Annotated in this window: 20 protein-coding genes and 6 tRNA genes; all 26 read left to right on the forward strand. The window is 27.7% G+C overall.

Features of this window, described 5'->3' with window-relative positions:
- The first annotated feature begins 23 nt into the window (after positions 1 to 23).
- The 26 genes from tsaD (at position 24) to AAHM97_RS00370 (ending at position 22,928) form a co-directional block, all read left to right on the forward strand.
- Complete coding sequence (tsaD, locus tag AAHM97_RS00245) at positions 24 to 977, forward strand: tRNA (adenosine(37)-N6)-threonylcarbamoyltransferase complex transferase subunit TsaD (protein WP_342268961.1); 954 nt, start codon at positions 24 to 26, stop codon at positions 975 to 977.
- On the forward strand, positions 967 to 2,331 hold the full coding sequence (asnS, locus tag AAHM97_RS00250; protein WP_342268962.1) for an asparagine--tRNA ligase: 1,365 nt from the start codon (positions 967 to 969) through the stop codon (positions 2,329 to 2,331). The genes tsaD and asnS overlap by 11 nt, the downstream gene beginning before the upstream one ends.
- 68 nt (positions 2,332 to 2,399) lie before the next feature.
- Complete coding sequence (locus AAHM97_RS00255) at positions 2,400 to 3,377, forward strand: hypothetical protein (RefSeq protein ID WP_342268963.1); 978 nt, start codon at positions 2,400 to 2,402, stop codon at positions 3,375 to 3,377.
- A gap of 2 nt (positions 3,378 to 3,379) precedes the next feature.
- On the forward strand, positions 3,380 to 4,033 hold the full coding sequence (locus tag AAHM97_RS00260) for an RDD family protein (protein ID WP_342268964.1): 654 nt from the start codon (positions 3,380 to 3,382) through the stop codon (positions 4,031 to 4,033).
- Between the two features lie 4 nt (positions 4,034 to 4,037).
- Complete coding sequence (locus tag AAHM97_RS00265; protein WP_342268965.1) at positions 4,038 to 6,155, forward strand: ATP-dependent helicase; 2,118 nt, start codon at positions 4,038 to 4,040, stop codon at positions 6,153 to 6,155.
- A 91-nt stretch (positions 6,156 to 6,246) separates the two neighbouring features.
- Complete coding sequence (locus AAHM97_RS00270; RefSeq protein WP_342268966.1) at positions 6,247 to 6,846, forward strand: hypothetical protein; 600 nt, start codon at positions 6,247 to 6,249, stop codon at positions 6,844 to 6,846.
- A gap of 58 nt (positions 6,847 to 6,904) precedes the next feature.
- Positions 6,905 to 7,168, forward strand: a complete 264-nt coding sequence (locus AAHM97_RS00275; protein ID WP_342268967.1) for an HPr family phosphocarrier protein — start codon at positions 6,905 to 6,907, stop codon at positions 7,166 to 7,168.
- 132 nt (positions 7,169 to 7,300) lie between these two features.
- The gene (gene ptsP / locus AAHM97_RS00280; RefSeq protein WP_342268968.1) at positions 7,301 to 9,019 is read left to right on the forward strand and encodes a phosphoenolpyruvate--protein phosphotransferase; all 1,719 of its coding nucleotides are present in this window, start codon (positions 7,301 to 7,303) and stop codon (positions 9,017 to 9,019) included.
- Between the two features lie 72 nt (positions 9,020 to 9,091).
- Positions 9,092 to 9,517 carry a ribose 5-phosphate isomerase B gene (gene rpiB / locus AAHM97_RS00285; protein WP_342268969.1) on the forward strand — a complete coding sequence of 142 codons (426 nt, stop codon included), beginning with the start codon at positions 9,092 to 9,094 and terminating at the stop codon, positions 9,515 to 9,517.
- Positions 9,510 to 10,520, forward strand: a complete 1,011-nt coding sequence (locus AAHM97_RS00290; protein ID WP_342268970.1) for a CPBP family intramembrane glutamic endopeptidase — start codon at positions 9,510 to 9,512, stop codon at positions 10,518 to 10,520. The genes rpiB and AAHM97_RS00290 overlap by 8 nt, the downstream gene beginning before the upstream one ends.
- A 1-nt stretch (position 10,521) precedes the next feature.
- Positions 10,522 to 11,433, forward strand: coding sequence for a pseudouridine synthase family protein (locus AAHM97_RS00295; RefSeq protein WP_342268971.1), 912 nt, complete (start codon positions 10,522 to 10,524; stop codon positions 11,431 to 11,433).
- 38 nt (positions 11,434 to 11,471) lie between these two features.
- Positions 11,472 to 13,334, forward strand: coding sequence for a hypothetical protein (locus AAHM97_RS00300; protein ID WP_342268972.1), 1,863 nt, complete (start codon positions 11,472 to 11,474; stop codon positions 13,332 to 13,334).
- 403 nt (positions 13,335 to 13,737) lie between these two features.
- Positions 13,738 to 15,021: a hypothetical protein gene (locus tag AAHM97_RS00305; RefSeq protein ID WP_342268973.1), complete on the forward strand. Its 1,284-nt coding sequence runs from the start codon at positions 13,738 to 13,740 to the stop codon at positions 15,019 to 15,021.
- A 9-nt stretch (positions 15,022 to 15,030) separates the two neighbouring features.
- A complete protein-coding gene (ligA, locus tag AAHM97_RS00310) occupies positions 15,031 to 17,034 on the forward strand; it encodes an NAD-dependent DNA ligase LigA (RefSeq protein WP_342268974.1) in 2,004 nt (667 codons plus the stop codon).
- A complete protein-coding gene (locus AAHM97_RS00315) occupies positions 17,021 to 17,314 on the forward strand; it encodes an Asp-tRNA(Asn)/Glu-tRNA(Gln) amidotransferase subunit GatC (RefSeq protein ID WP_342268975.1) in 294 nt (97 codons plus the stop codon). The genes ligA and AAHM97_RS00315 overlap by 14 nt, the downstream gene beginning before the upstream one ends.
- Entirely contained in the window at positions 17,314 to 18,768 is a 1,455-nt protein-coding gene (locus tag AAHM97_RS00320) for an amidase family protein (RefSeq protein WP_342268976.1), read from the forward strand. Before AAHM97_RS00315 ends, AAHM97_RS00320 begins: the two co-directional genes overlap by 1 nt.
- Positions 18,761 to 20,194 (forward strand): Asp-tRNA(Asn)/Glu-tRNA(Gln) amidotransferase subunit GatB, encoded by a 1,434-nt coding sequence (gene gatB, locus AAHM97_RS00325; protein ID WP_342268977.1) that lies wholly within the window; start codon positions 18,761 to 18,763, stop codon positions 20,192 to 20,194. The genes AAHM97_RS00320 and gatB overlap by 8 nt, the downstream gene beginning before the upstream one ends.
- A 117-nt stretch (positions 20,195 to 20,311) precedes the next feature.
- Positions 20,312 to 20,387 (forward strand) — tRNA-Asn (locus AAHM97_RS00330).
- Positions 20,388 to 20,395: 8 nt separating this feature from the next.
- Positions 20,396 to 20,471 (forward strand) — tRNA-Glu (locus AAHM97_RS00335).
- Between the two features lie 7 nt (positions 20,472 to 20,478).
- A tRNA-Val gene (locus AAHM97_RS00340) sits at positions 20,479 to 20,554 on the forward strand.
- Positions 20,555 to 20,561: 7 nt separating this feature from the next.
- Positions 20,562 to 20,637 (forward strand) — tRNA-Thr (locus AAHM97_RS00345).
- Positions 20,638 to 20,679: 42 nt separating this feature from the next.
- Positions 20,680 to 20,755, forward strand: a tRNA-Lys gene (locus tag AAHM97_RS00350).
- A 3-nt stretch (positions 20,756 to 20,758) separates the two neighbouring features.
- A tRNA-Leu gene (locus tag AAHM97_RS00355) sits at positions 20,759 to 20,843 on the forward strand.
- An 82-nt stretch (positions 20,844 to 20,925) separates the two neighbouring features.
- Positions 20,926 to 21,771 (forward strand): Cof-type HAD-IIB family hydrolase, encoded by an 846-nt coding sequence (locus tag AAHM97_RS00360; RefSeq protein WP_342268978.1) that lies wholly within the window; start codon positions 20,926 to 20,928, stop codon positions 21,769 to 21,771.
- Between the two features lie 30 nt (positions 21,772 to 21,801).
- On the forward strand, positions 21,802 to 22,113 hold the full coding sequence (gene trxA / locus AAHM97_RS00365; RefSeq protein ID WP_342268979.1) for a thioredoxin: 312 nt from the start codon (positions 21,802 to 21,804) through the stop codon (positions 22,111 to 22,113).
- Entirely contained in the window at positions 22,113 to 22,928 is an 816-nt protein-coding gene (locus AAHM97_RS00370; RefSeq protein WP_342268980.1) for an HAD family hydrolase, read from the forward strand. Before trxA ends, AAHM97_RS00370 begins: the two co-directional genes overlap by 1 nt.
- Position 22,929: the final 1 nt, after the last annotated feature.

Genomic DNA, 22,929 nt, shown 5'->3' on the forward strand with positions numbered 1-22,929 from the left:
TGTTATTTTGTAAGGGGAACATTTTGGTAATTTTAGGAATCGAATCAAGTTGCGATGATTTTGGCGTTTCAATAATAAAGGATGGTAATGTTGTTTCCAATGTTGTTTCCTCACAAATTCAACATCATCTTGTTAATGGGGGAATAATTCCAGAACTTGCTGCACGATTACATGTGGAAACATTTCACGCAATATTTAAAGAGGCTATTAAAAATTCTGGATTGAAAGTTGAAGAAATTGAATGCATAGGATTTACAAATGAACCCGGATTAATCGGTTCATTGATTATTGGAAGAATAGTGGCAAAAACCATTGCAAGTTATTTAAACATTCCAATATATCCATTAAATCATATGAGAGGTCACGTTGCGTCTGCGTTTATAAATAATACCCCAATTTATCCTGTCATTAGTCTTGTTGTTAGCGGAGGGCACACCCAAATTGTTTTGTCAAAAAGTATAGAAAATTATGAAGTTATTGGCGAAACACAAGATGATGCTATTGGCGAATGTTTAGATAAAATTGCTAGAAAGATGGGGTACAATTACCCCGGTGGTGTAGAGATAGATAGACTATCTCAAAAAAGCAAATGTTTGAAATTTGATTTTCCTCTTGTCCAACTAAATAATTTTGATATGTCTTTTTCCGGTTTAAAAACAAAGGCTTTGAATTATATAAATAATAAAAAAGATTATGTAAGTGAGAATATAAATGATTTTGCTAATAGTATTCTAAACGCGTGTATAAATCAAGTTATTGAAAAAACAAGACTAGCAATTATTATGTTCAGCCCTAAAATGATTTCTTTAGCTGGTGGAGTCTCTGCAAATAAAAAACTAAGAAATGATTTTGTAAAACTTGGTACAGAATTTAACATACCAATAGCGTTACCAGAACAAGAGTACTGTACAGATAATGGGGCAATGATTGCTAAATTATTAGATATTATGTTAAGGGAGAAAGATAATGTTAATTAAGGATATATATATAAATATTTCTAAATCTGAGGGGAAAAATGTTAATTTTTTTGCACGGGTTAGAAGTCATAGATTAGGTAAAAATATTTCATTTTTAATAGTAAATGACGGGTCTACAATTAATGATGTACAAATTGTATATAAAAAGGATGATAATTTTTTTCAAGAGATATCACAAGCTAAAGTGGGCTCAATAGTTTCTATTGATGGGACATTAAAAGTAACTACAGAAGGAAAGCAACCATTTGAAATTACAGCAAATAAATTATTTTTAATTTCAAATACAAATGATAATTATAAATTACAGAAGAAAGAACACACTTATGAGTTTTTAAGAGATATCGCTCACCTTAGACCAAGAACAAAAACATTTGAATCGGTTTTTAGATTGAGATCTTCTATTTTTCAATGTATTCACAGTTTTTTCACAGAAAAAAATTTTTTATTTGTTACAACCCCAATCATTACAAATAATGATGCTGAGGGAGCGGGAGAGTCTTTTATAACAACAACAATTACAAACAACAATTATGATAATGATTTTTTTGGAAAAAAAGCAAATTTAACTGTTTCGGGACAATTACACGCTGAAGCATTTGCGCAAGCATTTCAAAATGTTTACACTTTCGGGCCAACATTTAGAGCGGAAAAATCATACACTTCCAAGCATGCTGCTGAATTTTGAATGTTGGAGCCTGAATGTGCAAATTATGAATTAAAACAATTGATGTCATTAATTGAGGATATAATTAAATATATAATTAAATATATATTAAAGCATAACATTGATGAATTAAAATATTGTGATGAAAATTTAGAAAATGGATTAATTGACAAATTACATTTTATTGAAAATTCAAGTTTTGAAGTTGTTGAGTATTCTCAAGCAATAGAGATTTTAAGCAAAGCAAAAGACAATGGATATAATTTTGAAGAAAAAAATATAAAATTTGGACTCGATTTAACCACAGAGCATGAAAGATATTTGTGTGAAAAACACTTTAATAAGCCCACTTTTGTTATTAATTATCCAAAAGAAATTAAAGCCTTTTACATGAGGCTAAATAATGACGGAAGAACTGTAGGAGCTGTGGATTTATTGGTGCCGTTTATTGGTGAATTGGTAGGCGGGAGTGAACGTGAATATGATATAGATAAAATTGTCAAAAGATGTAATGAATTAAATATAAATAGAGATCTTTTAAATTGATATATTGATTTAAGAAGTTTTGGATACTATAAAACTGCTGGCTTTGGTCTAGGGTTTGAGAGATTAATAATGTATTTAACTGGTATGACTAATATTAGGGATGTGATTCCTTTTCCAAGAACTGTGAGAAATTTACAATTCTAATTTTTATCATTTTAATTGCTCTAAAAGTCATAAAAAAGTGTAATATATATATAAAGGGGTTTGTTGTAATGTTGATTTCATTTATTTTAGCAGGTGATTTTCTTAAAGGAGAATTCGAGCGAAGTTTACAAAGTATTTTATCTCAAAGTGATGATGATTATGAAATAATATTATGTTCCGATGTTCCGATGGAAGACTCTGAAATAAGTATTTATTATTGAGATCTTTTTTGAAAAACAAAAAAGATCAACACCATAATACTGAATGATTCATCTGTTGGTAATTCTTCTAATTGAAATAATGCATTAAAAGTATTAAACGGGGAATATTTTATGTTTATAAAACCCGGTGATACACTAGATATAAATATAGTGTCTAACATTAAAAAGGCACTTGTTAAAAATGCTAATAAAGGTGCGCTTGATATTATAGAATTTTGTGCTAACCTAACAGGACTTGCTAAATCTCAAACAAAGACATATATAGAAAAAGATAGGGTTTATAATTTAGATGTTGATTTTGCTCCGTTTGCACACGTTGTTGATATTTTATTTACAAAGTGTTATAGAAGAGATGTTATAGAAAATAATCCATTTAGTTTTAAACCATTTGTTGAGTATGAACTTCTTTTTGTTTACAAGTTTTTATCACAGGCTAAAACTTTTATAAGTTTAGAAACAAATTATATTGGATACATTGATATTCAAATAAGTTTATCTTTTCAACCTGTTTTTGATAGGGTTAAACAATGGTCACACATTTTTAACCACTTTAGAAGATTGGGAATTTACAAAGATATCAAAGATTATATTAATTATGCATATTTTAAGTCTACTATTCATACCTGATTATGACAAATCAAAAGGTATAACAAAAAAACATTAATTATAAAGTCATATGATTATATCACTAGAAAATTTAATAGTAAAAAAAGAACAGAATTTATAAAGCAAAATAAGGCATATAAAAATTCCGAAGATATGAAGTTCAAGGCTATCATGTTGAACTTTGATAACTATATTGAGGATTTTAAAAAAGAGAATTAGTAATGAAAAAAAAATATATTTTTAAAAAACCAAATTTATCAAGAATATTTTTTTCAAGGTTGATAGATACGATCTTTTGTTCCGCTATTGTTTATGTTGTGTCATACTTATATATTATAAATTCATATTTAACCGCCATTATTTATTGTGGTTGTGTTTTTATAATTTATTCCTTTTATTTTTTAATTATACCTTGTCTATTTGCTTATCGATGCTTTGGAAAAATTTTATTTAATCTTTTTATTCTTCAAAAAGATAATAATGAGAAAATTAAATTTATTATGTTATTAAAAAGAGAATTGTATTATATTTTTTTTCCCTATATTGTGTTGATGATAGCACAATTTTTAAGAGTGTATATAATTATTAACACACAAGATTCATCAAATAATTGAGCAAAACTCTTATATAATCTTGGAATAGGTTTTTTTGTATTGTGGTCATTGTATCTTATGATTTCTATAAAGATTCAAGATAGCCATTTATCAAGTGTAGATTTAAAAAATAGAATTCATGTATTACACAAAATTAAGTTTATAGAACCAATATTTTATGATAAAAATAATATTAACAAAAATATCGATATGCCAGGTTTTGTAGATAAAAACAATTTGGAAGAAATAGAAAAGATTGACTATAAGGAGATTGTAAATTAAATATATGAATAATTATCTCGATGAATTAAATAATAAACAAATTGAAGCAATTGAGGAAATTGTAAAGCCTGTAAGAGTTATTGCTGGAGCAGGGAGTGGAAAGACACGTGTTATAACAACAAAAATTGTTTACTTGAAGGAGAAACTGCAATGTAGATTATCCGAAATTTTAGCTTTAACTTTTACAAGAAAAGCAGCGGAAGAAATGAGAGAAAGAGTGCTTTCTATAACAAAGAGTGACGAAAAGACAAATATAATGACATTTCATAGTTTTTGTTTTTTAATTCTTATTAAGCATTTTAAGATAGTTGGGTTAAAGGAAAATTTTCAAATACTAGATTCTTACTCACAAGAAAAAGTTTTAAAAACACTTTTTAGTGGAATTGAAAAGTTTGAGAGAACAGATATTAAAAAACAAATATCTAAAATAAAAAACAAATTTTTTGATAATAATAATATAATTGAAAAAATATCGGATTTAAAATCATATGATAATTCTATTATAACTGATTATAATGTTTACCAGGATTACATACGGTCTAATAATAAAATTGATTATGATGATCTTATGTTGTATGCCTATTATATATTAAAAAATAATGAGGATATTTGCGAAAAGTGAGCTACTTCATTTAAGTACATACTTGTGGATGAATTCCAGGATACTAACTATTTACAAATGAGCATAGTAAATTTAGTTTTGAGAAAAAGAGACTGTATTACTATTGTTGGCGACCCAGATCAAACAATATATACGTGAAGAGGAGCAAAACAGGAAATAATCTTGAATTTTGAGGAAAAATTTAAGGAGGCAAAAACTATAGTTTTAGATCAAAATTATCGTTCAACTAAACAAATTTTAGATGCTGCCAATATGGTTATAAAAAATAATAATAAAAGATATGAAAAAGATTTACACACTAAGAAATTGGACGGAGAATCTATAGATGTTATGGGCTTTGATGACTTAGAGGAACAAAACCAATACATTGCAAATAGAGTATTTAATCTCGTAAAAGAAGGAAGTTATAAATATAAAGATTTTTTTATTTTGGCAAGATCTAATAAACAAATAAAAAATATAGAATTAACACTAAACTACTATAAGATTCCTTATCTTGTAAGAGGTACGGACTCATTTTTCTCATTGAAAGTTATTACAGACTCCTTATCCTTTTTAAAAGCATTCGTATATAAAGATAATGAGTCAACACTTTCAATGTTAGAATTATTACCAAAAGTTGGCCAAGTAACTATAAGAAAAATACGTGAAATTTGTACTCTAAGTAGATTGTCTATATTTGAATGATTTATAAATGGTGATCATAAGGGTTTTCCTTTGGCAATAAGTAATACGAGTGAGGTATATAAATTATGTGAAAAAAGTATGAACACATATTTTAGTGCTAAGGAGTTAGCGTTTATCCTCCTTCATAAGGCTGGTATTATAGATAAGGCAATTTCTGAAAATCAAAAAAATAATCACCACGCAAGAATAAAAGAACTATTTGACATCCTGACAAGTCAGGACATTGAGTTTAGCGATTTGTATTTGTATGATAAACTAACAAACTTTTTAGTAAATGTTACTATTAATAGTGATGTATTACAAAATGATAGTGAAGCAGATGCTATTTTTGTTTCTACAATACATGGAGCAAAAGGGATGGAAAGGCCCGTTGTGGTAATTTATGATGTTAATAGCTTTAATTTTCCAAACTTTAATTCGTACAATAATGCATCATATATCGAAGAGGAAAGAAGAACATTTTATGTAGCAATAACAAGGGCTAAGGAAAAATTGATTATTTCCTATAATTCCACATATCCCTCTATTTTTATTGAAGAAATGAGCACAAATATTGATGCAGCAAAATATAAACGAACATTTGATCAACCAGAGATTTTTAGATATCAAAATAATGACCAATCTAATACAGAGCATATCGAGGTTGTTTTAAAAAATAATTTATCAATTGGAGATAGAATAATACACGATTATTTTGGAGACGGAATTGTAATAGATGTTATGGTAAAAAACATTAAAATTAAATTTGAATCGAGTGGAATAAAATTTGTACCAATGCTATCAAATACGTGAAGAAAAGTAGATAAAATTTAAAATCAATTTTAATTTAACCTAAATTATATTTGTTTTTAATGAAAAAATTCTTTTTTTTATATACAATAATAAAAGTTAAAGGTGGATAAGAATGAAAAAAAATTGATTACTATCAACTATTCTTTTTTTTACTTTATTTGTTGGACTTATAGTCTTTACCCAATTTGTCGGTTTTGATATTAATGTAAAATTGGGTAATAATGATAATGTAAAATTTAAATTTGTTGGTCTACAATATGATAAATCATTTAATAATGATATTGTTACGGATTTTTCCACAACTCCAAGTAAGTCTATTTCATATTTGTCAAAATTTGTAGATCTTAACGGAAACGGAATATTTAGTATTCTTACATCTAAAATATGAGCGTTAATAGTTAGTTTAATTTGTCTCTCAGGCGCTGGTTTTATTTACTCTATATTTATGCTATTTTTTACAGATAAATTTGATTTTAATGAGGAATTAGTTGTGGGAATTTTTTATGCATTAATTGCAGCTGCGTGTGTTTGTGTCGGTATTTGTGTATTTGTCTCATGATATTACTTTGTCCAAGATCTTAATAAATTAAATATATATTCAGGTTCAAAAATATCATCATCATATTTATCTGGAATATTTATAATAATAGGATCTACATTACCTATATTTTCTTACATATGAAAATTAATTGTATTACTAAAATCTGAATAATATTTACAAAAAAAATGATAAAAAGTTTATAATTATAAGTAGCAATAAGGAGGATAATATGGCGTCATTTAAAGCAAAGATAATTGATCCAGTTGGTTTACACGCTAGACCGGCTTCTATACTAACAAAAGAAGCATCAAAATTTTCATCAAATATCAACATTATTTCTGGTGAAAAATCTGGTAACCTTAAATCAATAATGAATGTTATGTCATTAGCTGTCAAAACAGGTACCGAAATTACAATTGAGGCAACTGGTGAAGACGAAAAAGAAGCGATAACAGCTATTGAAAAAATAATGAAAGAAAATTCAATTATATAAAACAAAACCAACATCAATTGTTGGTTTTATTTTATATAAATATATCAATAATTTTTAATTATATATTCTTTTTAGCGCCCAAGAGCCATTAAAAGAATATATAATTAAATTATGTATAATGGAGGAGATAAAATGAGTAAAAAATTCCAAGGTATTGGAGCATCGGACGGTATATCAATAAGTTCTGTTCTTTTAATTGAAGAAGAAGAAATTATTATACCAGAAGATGAAGCAAAAAATATTGATAAAGAAATTTCAATTTTAAATGAGTGTGTAAAAAAAACAAAGGCAGATTTAGTAAAATTGAAGGAAGAGGCAACTAATAAACTTGGTCAAGATAAGGGAGATATTTTTGAAGCACACATATCAATTTTAGAGGACCCTGAATTTGAAAAGCAAACAATTGATAAGATTAAGAAGCTTAATTATAATTCTGCAAAAAGTGTCTCTGAAACAGCAAATGAATTTATAAGTATATTTGCAGCAATGGAAGACCCATATTTAAGAGAAAGAGCTGCCGATGTTAAGGATGTGACTACTAGACTTATTAAAATGATTTTAAATATTAAAATAGTAGACTTTTCTACAATTGAAAAAGAAGTAATAATTGTTTCCGATGATTTAACCCCTTCACAAACATCACAATTGAATCCAAAATTTGTAAAAGGTTTTTTATGTAATATTGGAGGTCGCACAAGTCATGCTGCAATTATGGCAAGAAGTTTAGAAATTCCTGCTGTTTTAGGTTTGAAAGACATTACTAAACATGTTAAGGATAATGATGTGATTGCAATAGATGGAAATGCAGGAATTGTTGAATTAAATCCAGCATCTAAAAATGATTGACTAAAAAAAGAACAAACATTTAAAAATAATATAAAGGAATTGGTTAAATTTAAGTCTCTTAAGACACTCTCAAAAGATGGATATGATAAATTTGTTTTAGAGGGTAATATTGGTAGCCCTAAGGATGTTTCTGCTGTACTAGAAAATGGTGGCGAAGGAATAGGATTATTTAGAAGTGAATTTTTATATATGGATAATGACCATTTTCCAACTGAAGACGAACAGTTTCAAGCATATAAATCTGCGATTGAGCAAGTTGATGGAAAAATTGTTGTAATTAGAACATTAGATATAGGAGGGGACAAAAAACTAAATTACTTTAGTTTTCCAAAAGAAACAAACCCATTTTTGGGGTATAGAGCAGTTAGATTCACATTAGACAAACAAGACATCTTTAAAGTCCAGTTGAGAGCGTTATTAAGAGCAAGCGCGTTTGGAAAATTGGGAATCATGTTTCCCATGATTGCTACAATTGATGAGTTTAAAAAGTCTAAAGCATTGGTGGAAGAATGCAAAACAGAATTGATTAAAGAAAAAGTAAAGGTTGGAAATGACTATGAAGTTGGAATGATGGTGGAAATCCCAGCAACTGCTGCAATTGCAGATAAGTTTGCAAAATACGCAGATTTCTTCTCTGTTGGAACAAATGATTTAATTCAATATACAATGGCTGCAGATAGAATGAGTGAAAAGGTTTCTTATCTTTATCAACCATTAAATCCATCTATTTTAAGATTATTGAAATTAACAATTGATGGAGGACACAAGCATAATAGATGGGTCGGTATGTGTGGTGAAATGGCAGGAGAACCTAATGCCGTCCCTATATTAATGGGACTCGGCCTTGATGCTTTTTCAATGTCAGCCACAAGTATTCCAAAAGCACGAAGCATAATCTCAAAGTGAACAAGAAGTGAAGCAAAAGAACTTGCTGAAAAAGCTTTAGATATGGAAACCCAAAAAGAAGTTATTGATTTAGTAGAAAAATTTAGTAAAAATAAATAAATAATAAAATAATAAAATAAGGTGTTAAGCCCTTTTTATTATATAATTAATTATAAGTGAGGTAAAATATATATGAAAATTGCAATAGCAAATGACCACACGGGTGTTGAGTTGAAAAATACTATCCTAAATCATTTAAAAACCATAGGATATGAAGTTTATAACCTTGGAACAGATTCTATAGAATCTGTTGACTACCCATCATATGGGAAATTAGTTGCAAACAAAATAATATCAAAGGAATATGATCTTGGTATATTAATATGTGGAACGGGTGTAGGAATAACAATAGCAGCTAATAAGGTTAAGGGAATTAGAGCTGTAGTGTGTTCAGAGCCATATAGTGCAATTATGGCACGTAAACATAACAATGCTCAAATTGTTGGAATAGGAGCTAGGGTAGTTGGCCCCGAACTAGCTATAATGATTGTGTGTAAATTTATTGAAAGTAAATATGAAGGTGGTAGACATCAGAAAAGAGTTGATATGATTGAATAATATTCATTCTCAATCTGTTCCATCCACCATAAATAAAAAAGTGAGAATTTTTAACAGACTAGAAAGAGATATCGATAAAGAATTTCCTTTTCAATTTAAAAAAAATAATTTGTTTTCAGATGGGTTAATATTTGTTATTACTGGTCTAATAATTCCTTTTATATGTGCTATGATTTTGGAGGTTGCTTTTTCCCTACACGAATCAGTATTAAAAGAATCAAATTCATGACAATTTTATTTAAATTCATTTGTTTATTATGGTTCTAATGGACTGGGTTGAATAATCCTTTATTTAAGAAATAAGAAAGATACACCACGAAATTACTTTTATTGATTTATATATTTTCCTATTATATGTGCTCTAATGTTCGAAATCTTAGTTTTTTCATTTTTTTCTTCATCGCAATATAAGACAGAAATCACAAATCTTTCTTCCATGGCTGGTCAAATTATTGGAGAAATTCTGATAATAATTTTCTTTTTATGCCAAAGAATAGAAAGTGGTAAAATTGCTGCAACCTTTAGAAAAGAGAAGTTCCCCCTCCTTCTCCTTGTTATTATAGTAATAATAATGATGTTTATTTTGTCTACTATCATTTGTTCTTATCTTATTGAACAAAAACTAATGAATGTAAAGGAAAGTGACAATCAAAAACAATTAAATAGTGTCCTGAATTCTAATAATCAAGCAATATTTATATTTGGTTATATTTCATTAATTTTGTTAACAGTTATTGTTGCACCTTTATGTGAAGAAATTTGTATGAGATATTCTGTATTTTATCTAACAGGAAATAGGTATGTTGCTATATTTGTCAGTGGTTTTTATTTTGGTTTCGTTCATTATGGGTTAGAAGGGGATTTTCAACATTTACTATCGTATACATCTGCCGGGTTAATATTAGCATATTTATTTAACTACACAAATGGCAATATTACATATAATTGATTAACACACGCCTCATACAACATAATATCGTTAATTGTGACGGTTACGTCATAGTATGAAAGAGTATGTTATATCAAATAATGATTCTGGCCAAACAATTTTAAATTTCATTAAAAAAGTATACTTTAATACACCTTTGAGTGTAATTTATAAATGATTTAGAAGAAAAGAAATCAAACTTAATGGTGTAAGAATAAATAATTTTAAGATAAAAATTGTCACAAATGATATTGTGATCGTCTATGATCATGAAAATCCAGGTATAAAAAAAGAAAAAAAAAATTTACAATTTAATCTGAATATAGCATATATTGACAATAATCTTTTAATAGTTATAAAGGAACCGGGAATACCGGTTCACAACATTCAAGGGATATGCCTTGATGAAATAGTAAACTCTTATCTTGAAAATAAAAATTTTAATATAGAAGGAATAACATTTAAAATTTCCCACGCTCATAGGTTAGATAAACCAACATCAGGACTTGTAATCTATCCACTAACAAAGGAATCTAGTTTGGAAATATATAAGTACATAAATAATAAAAATGTTATTACAAAATTTTATATAGCAAAGTCTTATTTAAAACGAAATATATCAAAAAATATTAAAGGTTTTATAAAATATGACCAAGAAATGAGGAGGTCTTTTTTTTCCAGTGAAAAAGAGGATAAATTTTTTAAACCATGCGAACAAATAATAAATAAGATTTCAGAAAATTTATTTGAGATAGCTCTGGGGTCTGGAAAAAAACACCAAATAAGGGCAATATTTTCATACTATAACATGCCATTGGTAAATGACTATCGATATGGTGCAAAAAGGGTTATGGATGATATTTCTATAGGCCTCGTTGCTTATAAAATAAAATTTAACTTCCCGCTTAATTCTCCTTTATATTATATGAATGATAAAATAATTAAAATTGATTATAAACATTTTTTAGATGTTGATTTAAATAAATAGAGAATATAATTAATTCCCTATGTTATAATAGAATAAATATGAATAAAATCTCGAAAAGACAAGGATTAATATCTTTATTCTTTAGCACAATAACATCATTAATTAATGCAGTTGTTCAGTTCCTAATAATATATTTTATCTTAAAGAAATATGGTTCTGCGTTTAATGGATTTGTAAGATTAACATCTACATTTTCTTTTTTTCTTTCAACAGCTGATTCAGCGTTGGGTGTAGCTACAACTCTATTACTGGTAACGCCAATTAATAAAAAAGACTGAATTACTGCAAATGAACTATATTCCACAGCTAAGAAAAATTATCGTAAAGGTGCTTTTTTGTGAATATTAATTTCGGTACTTGTTTCTGTATCGTATTGCCTTTTTATATCATTTCAATCCGCACAACAAGGCTACTCACACGGATTAAATATAAAACTTGCTGACCTAAAATTAACTGGCACATATAATAAGACTAGTATATCAATTTATTATTTAGTTTTTATATCACTAATTTATAGTTTTAGAAATATCCTTTTAAGTTTATTTTTTAATGTTTATGAAAATATTTTGTCAGCCGTTAACAAAGGGGGGATTGTTAAGATTGCTATTTTAATTTCTGAACTAACATGCTTTATAATTATGTTGTCTATGCTTAATATGAACAATGTCCCAATAATAGTTGTTTTTATGCCTATTTTTATGATAGGAATTATTCGTGGTTTCCTTGTTTATTTTTATGCTCGAAGAGAGTGTCCGTGACTTAAATTTTATAAAGAGTTTAATAGTTTTAAATTAAATGTTAATTCTAAGAAAATTTCTTTTGCGGGTATCGGTCAACAAGTAATTTTAAATACTGATATTATAATATTGGTAGTATTAATAGGACTTAAATTGGCTTCTACGCTCTCCCTGTATTTATTAGTGGCAATAAATACTAAAATAATTATGAAAGGATTTATAGTTTCTTTTAGAGAGTACTTTATAGTTATAGTTTCTAGATACGGAAGGATCAATTGGAAAAGTTATTGTAAGTATGAATTATATTCTATTTTAGTGGCGGGATTCGCATTTATAAATTTAGCTATTTTGCTACCTTATTTTGTTTCCGCTTTATATGCGCCAAATATTTTAAATGGTTTAGAGAATGGAAAAACTTTAGATGCAACTAAATATATATTGTTCGGACCAACTTTTTCTTTTATATATGCGTTAACATGTTCTGTTGATATATTTAATGAAAGTCAAGGGGTACTAATTAATGCGAAAGGAAGGGGGCAAGAGGTATCAAAATTTCAATTAACAATAGGTACAATTTATTTTTTTAGTGTAATAATGGGAATTTTTATATTTGACATTATTTTGGACGATCCCATCCGCGCGATTTTGTTTATGTACATTTTTAAATTAGTGTCCTTATCTATAATTAGCATCTTCTTGTATAGATACACATGAAAATATATTGCATATAATTCTGAAATAAAAGATACACTTATAAATTTGTTTATTATTTGTGTAACTATTATTGCAACCTTTTTTGTACAAAGTTATGTAATTGATAATTTAATTCCTGTTGAAGTTAACACAGTTTCCACAAATGAAAAAACACCGCATTTGTGAAGACTTGTCACATTATTTTTTATATGTCTTATTACAAGTATTATTTTTCTTATATCAATTAGTATTACTTTTTCATTTGAAATTAGTTCTTCTATAATTTCTAGTATATTTTTAATTAAACCAATAATAGATCGAATCTTTGAAAATAGGAAAAATAAAAGAATTAAAGAAAATAATTTGGAATTTTTTGAACCAGAGAGTTCGGAAATTTTAATAAATTACAATAATAATTATCAAACATCAAGCGATAAAAATGATAAAAAAGTTTATGTAATTAAAGGCTAATGCAATTATGAATAAGAAAATTAATATAAAATTATTATATGAAAGATAATTTAAAATGATAGGTATTTTTTTAGCCATATTTGTGGTTTTTATTTTTTGGGCTTCTGGATCAGCTATTTCATATATGTGTAATTTAACATTGAATAATACATTTATAAATATTGGAATCGGTTTTTTTGCATATTTTGCAATAATATCTTTATGCATTTTCCCACTTCAGGTCATTTCTATAATACCTTTTGTTTATTTTCTTTATATATTATTAATTATAACCTGTGCATATGTAATCGTTACATTAGCCTTAATAAGATTTTGATTGACAATGAAAATTTTTTCATTTGATTCTATTGTATTTATGATTCTATTTGTATCTTTTTATTTCTTAGATCTTTGACTCAATAATATGGAATCTTCAAAAGGACAATTCAATTTTTATAAAAATTCACTTTCTGTTCTTTATTGAATAAAAGATTTGCAGGTTTCTTTATTTGGAGACATTTTAACAGGCGACCTAAAATTTAAAAATATTCAATCTTGATACACTTTTCAGCTGACATTATTGTTGGTGTCTGGACAGTTAAATTTATTTGATCAAAATAAAATAGCTATTTTTGCTAATTTATACACAAATTTTAATTTAATTATTGATGTCTGCTTGTCAGCTTCTTTAGTGTTGTGTGCAACTTGAGCAATGGGGAGAAAAACTAATAAAATACAATTGGTTATATTTACTGCTATAAATGCTCTTTGTTTATGTTGTTTAAAATATGTTTTAGTAAGAGATAATTTCACAATATGAAATGAAGAGTCCTACTTTGTGTATTTAGTTGCATTTATAATATTTATTTTATATGACTATGTGGTTACAGTAGAGAGGGCAAAAAACCAACCATTGCTCATCGGGTTAATTTTGTCCTCTTACATAGCATTCTCTTGGGTGTTATCATATCAAATACTTTTCTTAATATATTCAATATTATTCATATTACAAATATGATTAAGAAATATTTTTGTTAAAGAGTTGTATAAAATTTCATTATTATTTGGTGTTGACTTTATATTCTTCAACATCATTGAAAAATTGTATTTGCTTTCTCTTATTTATGCAGGTGTTATTCTTTTGTTTTCATTGATCTTATATTTAATGAATAAAAATTATAATATAGTTATTAATTTTGAGACAGCATTAAATAACCGGAGAGAGTTTTCAATTCTCGCCATCCCAATAATCATCATTGTTGCATCATTGTTTATTGGTTTAATGCAAAAATCAAATGATTTATTTTTATTATCCAGCCAGGGTGTATTTTTACTATATCCGTTATTTGAATTGTTATTTAACACCAATAAATTACTGTACACAGTAGTATTTTCATATGTTCTTCTCATTGCATCCGTTATTTGAATTTTTTATAGACATAACAAGGTGTTTGGAAGAGTCAAAATGCCTATAGATATTTTGGCAATTAATTTTCTAACTTTTTATAACCCATATGCTGTTAGAACTCTTAAAACATTAGTTTATATTAATTTAGAAATGTCTAATGTAGCTATTTTAATTATTAGCTTATATGTTATAATATTGTGGGTATTAAATAAAATACATAATCAATTTTTTTCTTTCATAAAAATAAAATCAATAAGAAAAAAACAAATAATTTATAATATTGAAGTAAGAAAGTACTAGGAGTTAAAAATGGATATTAAAAAAAGAATCAAAGAACTATGTGAACAAATAGAAATAAATAATAAAAGGTATTATGAGGATGATAATCCATTTTTAGATGACTCTGAATATGATATGTTAGTATCTGAATTAAGGGGTTTAGAAACCAAGTACCCAGAATATAAGAATCCCAATTCGCCTATAAATTATGTTGGTGGGTTTGCTGCGGACAAGTTTTCTAAAGTTAAGCACAAAAACCCAATGCTCAGCTTAGCAAATGCATTTAATATTAATGATTTAAAAAATTTTTATACCCAAATTAGTAAGATAACAAATGATAACTTTTCGTTTTTTGTTGAACCAAAAATAGATGGATTATCAATTTCTCTGATATATAGCAATGGTAAGTTAATAAAAGCTGTGACCAGGGGAGATGGAAATACTGGCGAAGATGTAACTGAAAACATTTTTCAAATTAAGTCTATTCCAAAATTTATTTTAGATAAAAGTGAGTATCTTGAAGTAAGGGGAGAGGTTTATTTATCTAAGAATGATTTTAAAAAAATTAACCATGAAAAATTTTTAAATAGAGAAAAACTTTTTGCAAATCCGAGAAATGCTGCATCAGGAACACTAAGACAATTAGACTCAGAAATTGTTGCCAAAAGAAATCTTAGTTGTTGAATATATTATTATTTTGGTAATCGTAATTTTACTACACATTCAGATTCCTTGGATTATTTAAAAAGCTTGGGTTTTATGGTAAATTCATTGTCATCTAAAGCAAATAATATAAATGATATTTTTCTAAAAATTGAAACTTTTTCCAAGATAAGAAACGAATTAGAATATGAAATTGATGGTGTTGTAATAAAGGTGGACCAATTGAACTTATATGAAAAAATTGGATATACATCAAAGGTACCAAAATGAGCTATAGCATTCAAATTTCCAGCGGAGGTAAAAATAACAAAACTTTTGGATATTGTTCCAACAATAGGTAGAACTGGAAGAGTAACCTATAATGCAGTTTTAGAACCTGTAATTATTGCGGGTACCACAATTAGATCTGCAACTTTACATAATGCAGAATTTATAATTTCTAGGGATATTAGAATAAATTCTGCAGTCAAAATTAAGAAGGCTGGAGATATAATACCAGAAGTTATTGGTTCTATTGTAGATAATGAATTTTTTAAATTACCAATTTTCGAAAAAGAAACACAATGTCCAATATGTAATAGTTGTTTAGAAATATTTGATGGTGAAGTAGATCAATATTGTAACAATGAAAATTGCCAAGGAAAATTAATAAAAAAGCTCGAACATTTTGTAAGTAGAGCAGCAATGAATATAGAAGGCTTAAGTGAAAAAATAATTCTTAAATTATATGATAAAAATTTAATTAGAGAAATTTATGATTTTTACGATTTATATAAACATAGAGACGAAATAATTACATTGGATAAGATGGGGGATAAATTGGTATCCAATCTTCTAAATGCTATTGAAGTATCTAAAAGCAACTCTGCGGAATTACTTTTGTTTGGTTTGGGCATTAGACATATTGGAAAAAAAATGTCAGACACATTATTATCCATATTTAACAATATTGATAATTTATTTAAAGCAAGTTTTGAAGAATTGGTTGAAATTAGCGATATTGGCCCAATGGGTGCAATATCTATTAAGAGCTGATGCTCTGTTAAATCAAATATACAATTATATGAGAAATTAAAAGAACGAGGTTTAAATATTGTGTATTCAAAAATGAAGCAAAAAAATAATAATGTAAATATAGCAAGTAAAAAAATTGTTATAACCGGCTCATTATCAAAACCTCGTAAATATTTTGAGGACCTAATCAAAAGAAATTCAGGAATTATTATGAGCTCTATTACAAGTAAAACAGATTTTTTATTGTGTGGGTTAAATGCTGGAAATAAGTTAAATAAAGCAAAAAATTTAAATGTTAAAGTATTAGAAGAAAATGATTTTCTATCATTAGTGGAGGAAGAAAATGAAAATAATTAATAAGGAAATGATAAAAAAATTATATGGACTTTGCCAAATTTATTATGATGATAATGATATTGAGGGTTTTGAGGAATGAGCTAAGGGAATTATTTTTGAATTAGACAAATTAAGAGAAATTGATACCGAAGGAATTGAACCAATATATTATTGTAATGAAGAACCTAGGGCATTCATCAGAGATGGAAAAAATATTGAACACATTTCACAAAATGACGTTTTAAAAAATGCGCCACAAAAAGAAGGTTATTTTATAACAATAGCAAAGGTGATTAAATAATGATTCTTAAAAATTTAACTCTGAAGCAAATAAATAAAAAAATTGTTGATAGCGATGTTACCGTTGAACAACTAGTTAATGAGTCTATAAAAGTTTCAAAAAAACATAAAGATTCTAATTTTTGTATTACGATGATGGAAAAGGAGGCAATGGATAAAGCTCGGCTATTATCAAAGAATAGCAATCAAGCAAAAGATAATTTTTTGTTTGGTGTGCCATACTATTTAAAAGATTGTATTTGTGTAAAGGATTCTTTAACAACGTGTGGCTCAAAAATGTTGGAAAATTATTATCCTCCCTATAATGCAAAAGTGTATAATACATTAGAGGAAAAGCAAACAATATTACTTGGAAAAGTAGCGATGGATGAACTCGCTATGGGTGGTACTGGTTTAACGTGTTTTACTGGACACGTATTTAACCCCCTTGATAATAGAAGAATAATTGGTGGTAGTAGTTCCGGTTCTGCATATGCCGTTTCTGCTGGAATAGTATCATTTTCTATTGGAACAGATACTGGAGATTCTATTCGGCGACCTGCGGCGTTGTGCGGAGTGTATGGTTTTAAGCCAACATATGGTTCAATATCTCGCTATGGGTGCTTAGGTTATACTTCTAGTTTAGATACAATTGGTTACTTTACAAATTCCATTGAAGATTGTGCCATATTAAGTGAAAGTTTATATGATTTTGATGAAAATGATATGACCTCAATTAATAATAGAAAAAAATACACAAAACTTATAGATGAAAAAAAACATTTTAAAATTGGTTATTTAGATTACTGGTTAAATAAAATTGATAACAATCAAAAGAAGGAGTATTTAAAACTTTTTGAAGATATTAAGTCTCAAGGACATACCATCTCTAAAGTTTTAATTGACAACGATATTTTAGAAAATTTATTGTCACTATATAGAATAATAACATTTTCAGAGGCTACAAGCACACAAGCAAATCTCGACGGAATAAAGTTTGGATATAGAGCAAAAGGTGATTCTTACGAGGAAATTGTTAAAAAAACAAGACAAGAAGCACTAAGCACAACAGTTAAACGAAGATATGTTTTGGGAGAGTATATGCTACATAAAGAAAATCAAAAGGATTATTTGGTTAAGGCACAAAAAATTAGAAGAAAATTAATAAATCAAATTAATGATTTGTATAAGAAAGTTGATATATTAATTATTCCAGCAAATACTGATGTGCCACCATTAATAAACAACTTAATTAATAATATCGATACTGGGAGTAGCAATAAAATTGATGATCTTTTATTATTAGCAAATTTTACAGGAATGCCGAGTTTAACAATTCCATTTATCAGGAAAAATGGATTACCAATATGCTTAAATATTAATGCAAAGTATAAAAAAGATGAGAATGTATTTCAATTTGGAAAAATAATTGATAATATAATAAAACAAAAATATTCTGAGGTTGATTATGAGTAATTTTGAAGTTATAATTGGAATTGAAAACCACATTGAGTTAAAGTCAAAGACAAAAGCATTTTCACCAGCTGTGGTTAGTTTTGGTGAACAACCAAACACCTGTGTAAATGAACGAGACCTGGGACTGCCGGGTATTTTGCCATCACCAAATAAAGAATGTGTGGCATTTTCTATTTTAGCGTGTAACGCACTTAATATGAAAATTGATCCATTATTAAGATTTGATAGAAAAAATTACTACTATAGTGATTTACCAAAAGGGTACCAAATAACCCAACAATTCTTTCCATTGGGTAGTGAAGGTTATCTCGAAATTAATATAAATGATCAAAACAAAAAAATAGAAATTGAGCGATTGCATATGGAAGAAGACACCGCTAAACAAATTCACGATCAAATAACTAAAATAGATTATAATCGATCAGGAATCGCTCTTATAGAAGTTGTATCAAAACCACAAATTAGGTCTGCAAATGAGGCTGTGGCATATGTGTCAAGATTAAGGGAGATACTTCTTTTTTTAGATATAAGTGATTTGAAAATGAATGAGGGGTCTCTTAGATGTGATATAAATATATCTCTTAGACCAATCGGTTTTAAGGGGTTTGGAACAAAAGTTGAAATTAAAAATTTAAACTCACTAAGCAACATAAAAAAAGCTATTGAATTTGAAATTAATAGGCAAAAAAAATTACTTTTAATGAATAAAAAAATTTTACAAGAAACAAAGAGATTTAATGAAACAACACAAGAAACACAAACAATTAGGGTAAAGGCGGATGCCGATGATTATAAATATTTTCCAGAACCAAATATTGTACCAATTAAATTAGATAAAAAATGAATTGATAAAATAGTAAATAATTCACCTGAAACATATGACAAAAAGAAAGAGATATATAGTAAAAATTATAAATTAGGAAATGATGATATTAATTATATTTTACATGATATATCTCTAGTAAAGTTTTATGAAAAATGTATTATGTTAGGTGCGGACCCATTAAGATCTGCAAATTTAATAATTAATGATATCAAGGATTTACTAAATAAGGCAACCATAGATATTGATAAATCAAATTTAAATCCCGAGGATATTGTATATGTTCAAAAATTGTTAATTTCTGGTAAAATATCCTCTAAACACCTAAAATTAATTCTGCAAAATAAATTTGAAACAAACAAAAATATTGATGAAATAATTAATGAAAATAATTATGTTATAATTTCTTCTAAGTTTGAAATAGAATCACTATTAAAACCTATATTGAGTGAACAAAAAGACTTTATTAAGAAAGAATACGTTAGCCGTCCACAACGAGTTGAAAAACAAATAATGGGTATGTTAATGAAGGTTTCAGGTGGAAATGTAAATCCTGAGGTTGCAATGGTTATTATAACTAAGAAAATACAACAAATTATGTAATATGTGCTACTTGTAATAAAAAATATAATAAAATAACAAAAAAAATGACATTAAATATGATAATTTACAAATAAATATAATGTGTTGTGGTAGAATAATTTATAGCACATTATAAATGGCTCTTTAGCTCAGTTGGTAGAGCAACCGGCTGTTAACCGGTTTGTCGCAGGTTCGAGTCCTGCAAGAGCCGCCATTTATTATGGCCTGTTGGTGAAGCGGTGAACACACACGGTTTTCATCCGTGCATACACGGGTTCGATTCCCGTACAGGCTACCATTATAATGGAGCGTTAGCTCAGTTGGGAGAGCTCCTGCCTTACAAGCAGGCGGTCGACGGTTCGAGCCCGCCACGCTCCACCATTATAATGCTGATGTGGCTCAATTGGCAGAGCAACTGACTTGTAATCAGTAGGTTGTAGGTTCAAGTCCTATCATCAGCACCATCCAATAAAATAATTACCTATTTATGTAGGTAATTTCTAGTTGTCTCGTTAGCTCAGCCGGTAGAGCAACTGGCTTTTAACCAGTGGGTCATAAGTTCGAATCTTATACGGGACACCATCTCCGGGATTGGCGGAATTGGCAGACGCGCTAGACTTAGAATCTAGTGGGGTAACTCGTGGGGGTTCAAGTCCCTTATCCCGGACCATTTTTAAATTATCCACCATATTAATGGTGTTTTTTTATGCTTATTTGTTATACTAATAATATATAAAATAGCGAGGTATCTTATGGAAAAATTAAAGTTAAATAAAAAGATATTAGTATTTTGCGATCTTGATGGAACCGCATTAAATAATGCACATGAGTTTGACAAAGAAACTATATATATGGTTAAAAGGTTATATGAAAAAGGTCATTATTTTATACCAGTGACCGCAAGATTAACAGATGATGCAATTAGGCAGGCTCAAACTCTAGGATTATCAAAATATAATGGAATTGTAGCTGCAAATAATGGTGCCCAAATTTATGATTTTAAAAATAATAAATTTATTAAAAATGAAACTCTTTCTGATAATTTTATTAATGAGATATTTAAGAAAACATTTGGATTAACCGGCAAATATAAGGTTAACTATTATTCTGATAAAACAACTTACGTTTATTGTGAAGGGAAGGATACAAAATTATGAACTGACATTATGAAGTCGGAACTCAAGGTAATAAATAATTATAATGATATAACTGAGAGAATAAACAGAATAGCTGTTATTTTAAAGAAAAACGCGTCAGTTAGTGATTTAGAGGAATTTGAGAAAGATTTTGATATTTTTATTAAAGAATGTGATGTAACATCATATTCAAAAAGGGTCCACGAATTCTGTCCTAGAGATTGTAATAAAGGAACCGTCCCTATAACTGTGTTAGAACATTTGGGGATAAATAGAAAAGACACAACAATATTTGCTTTTGGCGATAATTATAACGATATACCAATGCTATCAATGGCAGATTACGGAGTGGTAATGGATAATGCCACACCAGAGATAAAGGGTTATGGAGATTTTATAACTGAAAATAATAACGAATTAGGGGTTGCGAATTTTATTAAAAAAAGAATACTTATGATATAATAATATTACACAGAAAAGGAGAAAATTGCTATGGCAAAAATTTTAGAAACAAAAGAGGAGTTTAATGAGCTTATTAGTAACAATAAGAAAGTTTTGGTTGACTTTTACGCTGATTGGTGTCCACCTTGTAAAATGCTTAGTCCAATAATTGAATCACTATCAAATAGTGTTAAGGATTGTGAAATAGTAAAGTTAAACACAGATAATAATCCAGAAATTAAAGAGGAGTACAATGTTCAATCTATACCAACATTAATCTTATTTGAAGATGGAAAACCAGTTAAAGAAAATGTTGGATTTATGCAAGAAGGAGATATTATTTCTTTTATTGGTAATAAATAATGATTAAATACCTTATTTTTGACTTAGACGGGACGATCGCAACTAAATTTAACCGTATTCATAAAAAAGTGATTAGTGCGATAATTAGGGCGAGAAAAAAAGGATTCAAAATAGCGATAGCGACAGGTAGACATATAAACTCTGTCTTAAAAATAGCGGAATTAATTAAATGTGATATTTATAGTGAGTATATTATATGCCTTAATGGTGGTTCTATTTGAAAATATAATGATAGTGGTATAGAAAAAATTTACCAAGAAACAATTCACCTTGAAATGGCAAAAAATTTATTTGATTTAGCAAAAAGCCTTAATATCTCAATTTCTGGATATTCAACAAACGGTTATATCTATACAAATAATATAAAAGGTGTTAAGCAAAAATTTTTGTCAAAAAGGACAAAAATGGAAACTAAAATAGTTGATAAAAACTTTAATTTTGAAATTTTTAAATTTATAGCTTGAGGTACAAATAAAAAAATTGATTTATTAATAAACGAATGTAAGAAGATGCAACTTGAAATTTATAAATTTAGCTATGTTCCAGGCACTAAGAATATTGAAATATGCCCACAAAATGTCAATAAGGTTTCCGCGATAAAAAAAATCTGTCAAATAGAGAATTTAAATAATTATGAAGTTGCCTACTTTGGTGACGGTGACAACGATATAAAAGCATTAGAATGAGTGGGTCATAGCGTTTCAATGTTAAATGGTTCAAAAGAAGCAAAAAAAACCGCATCTTTTATAACTAGAAAATCTAATAAAAAGGGTGGAGTTGGTTTTTATATTGAAGAGAATTTATTGAGGGAATAAG

The sequence above is a fragment of the Spiroplasma endosymbiont of Aspidapion aeneum genome (assembly GCF_964031045.1).
GTDB lineage: Bacteria > Bacillota_I > Bacilli_A > Mycoplasmatales > Mycoplasmataceae.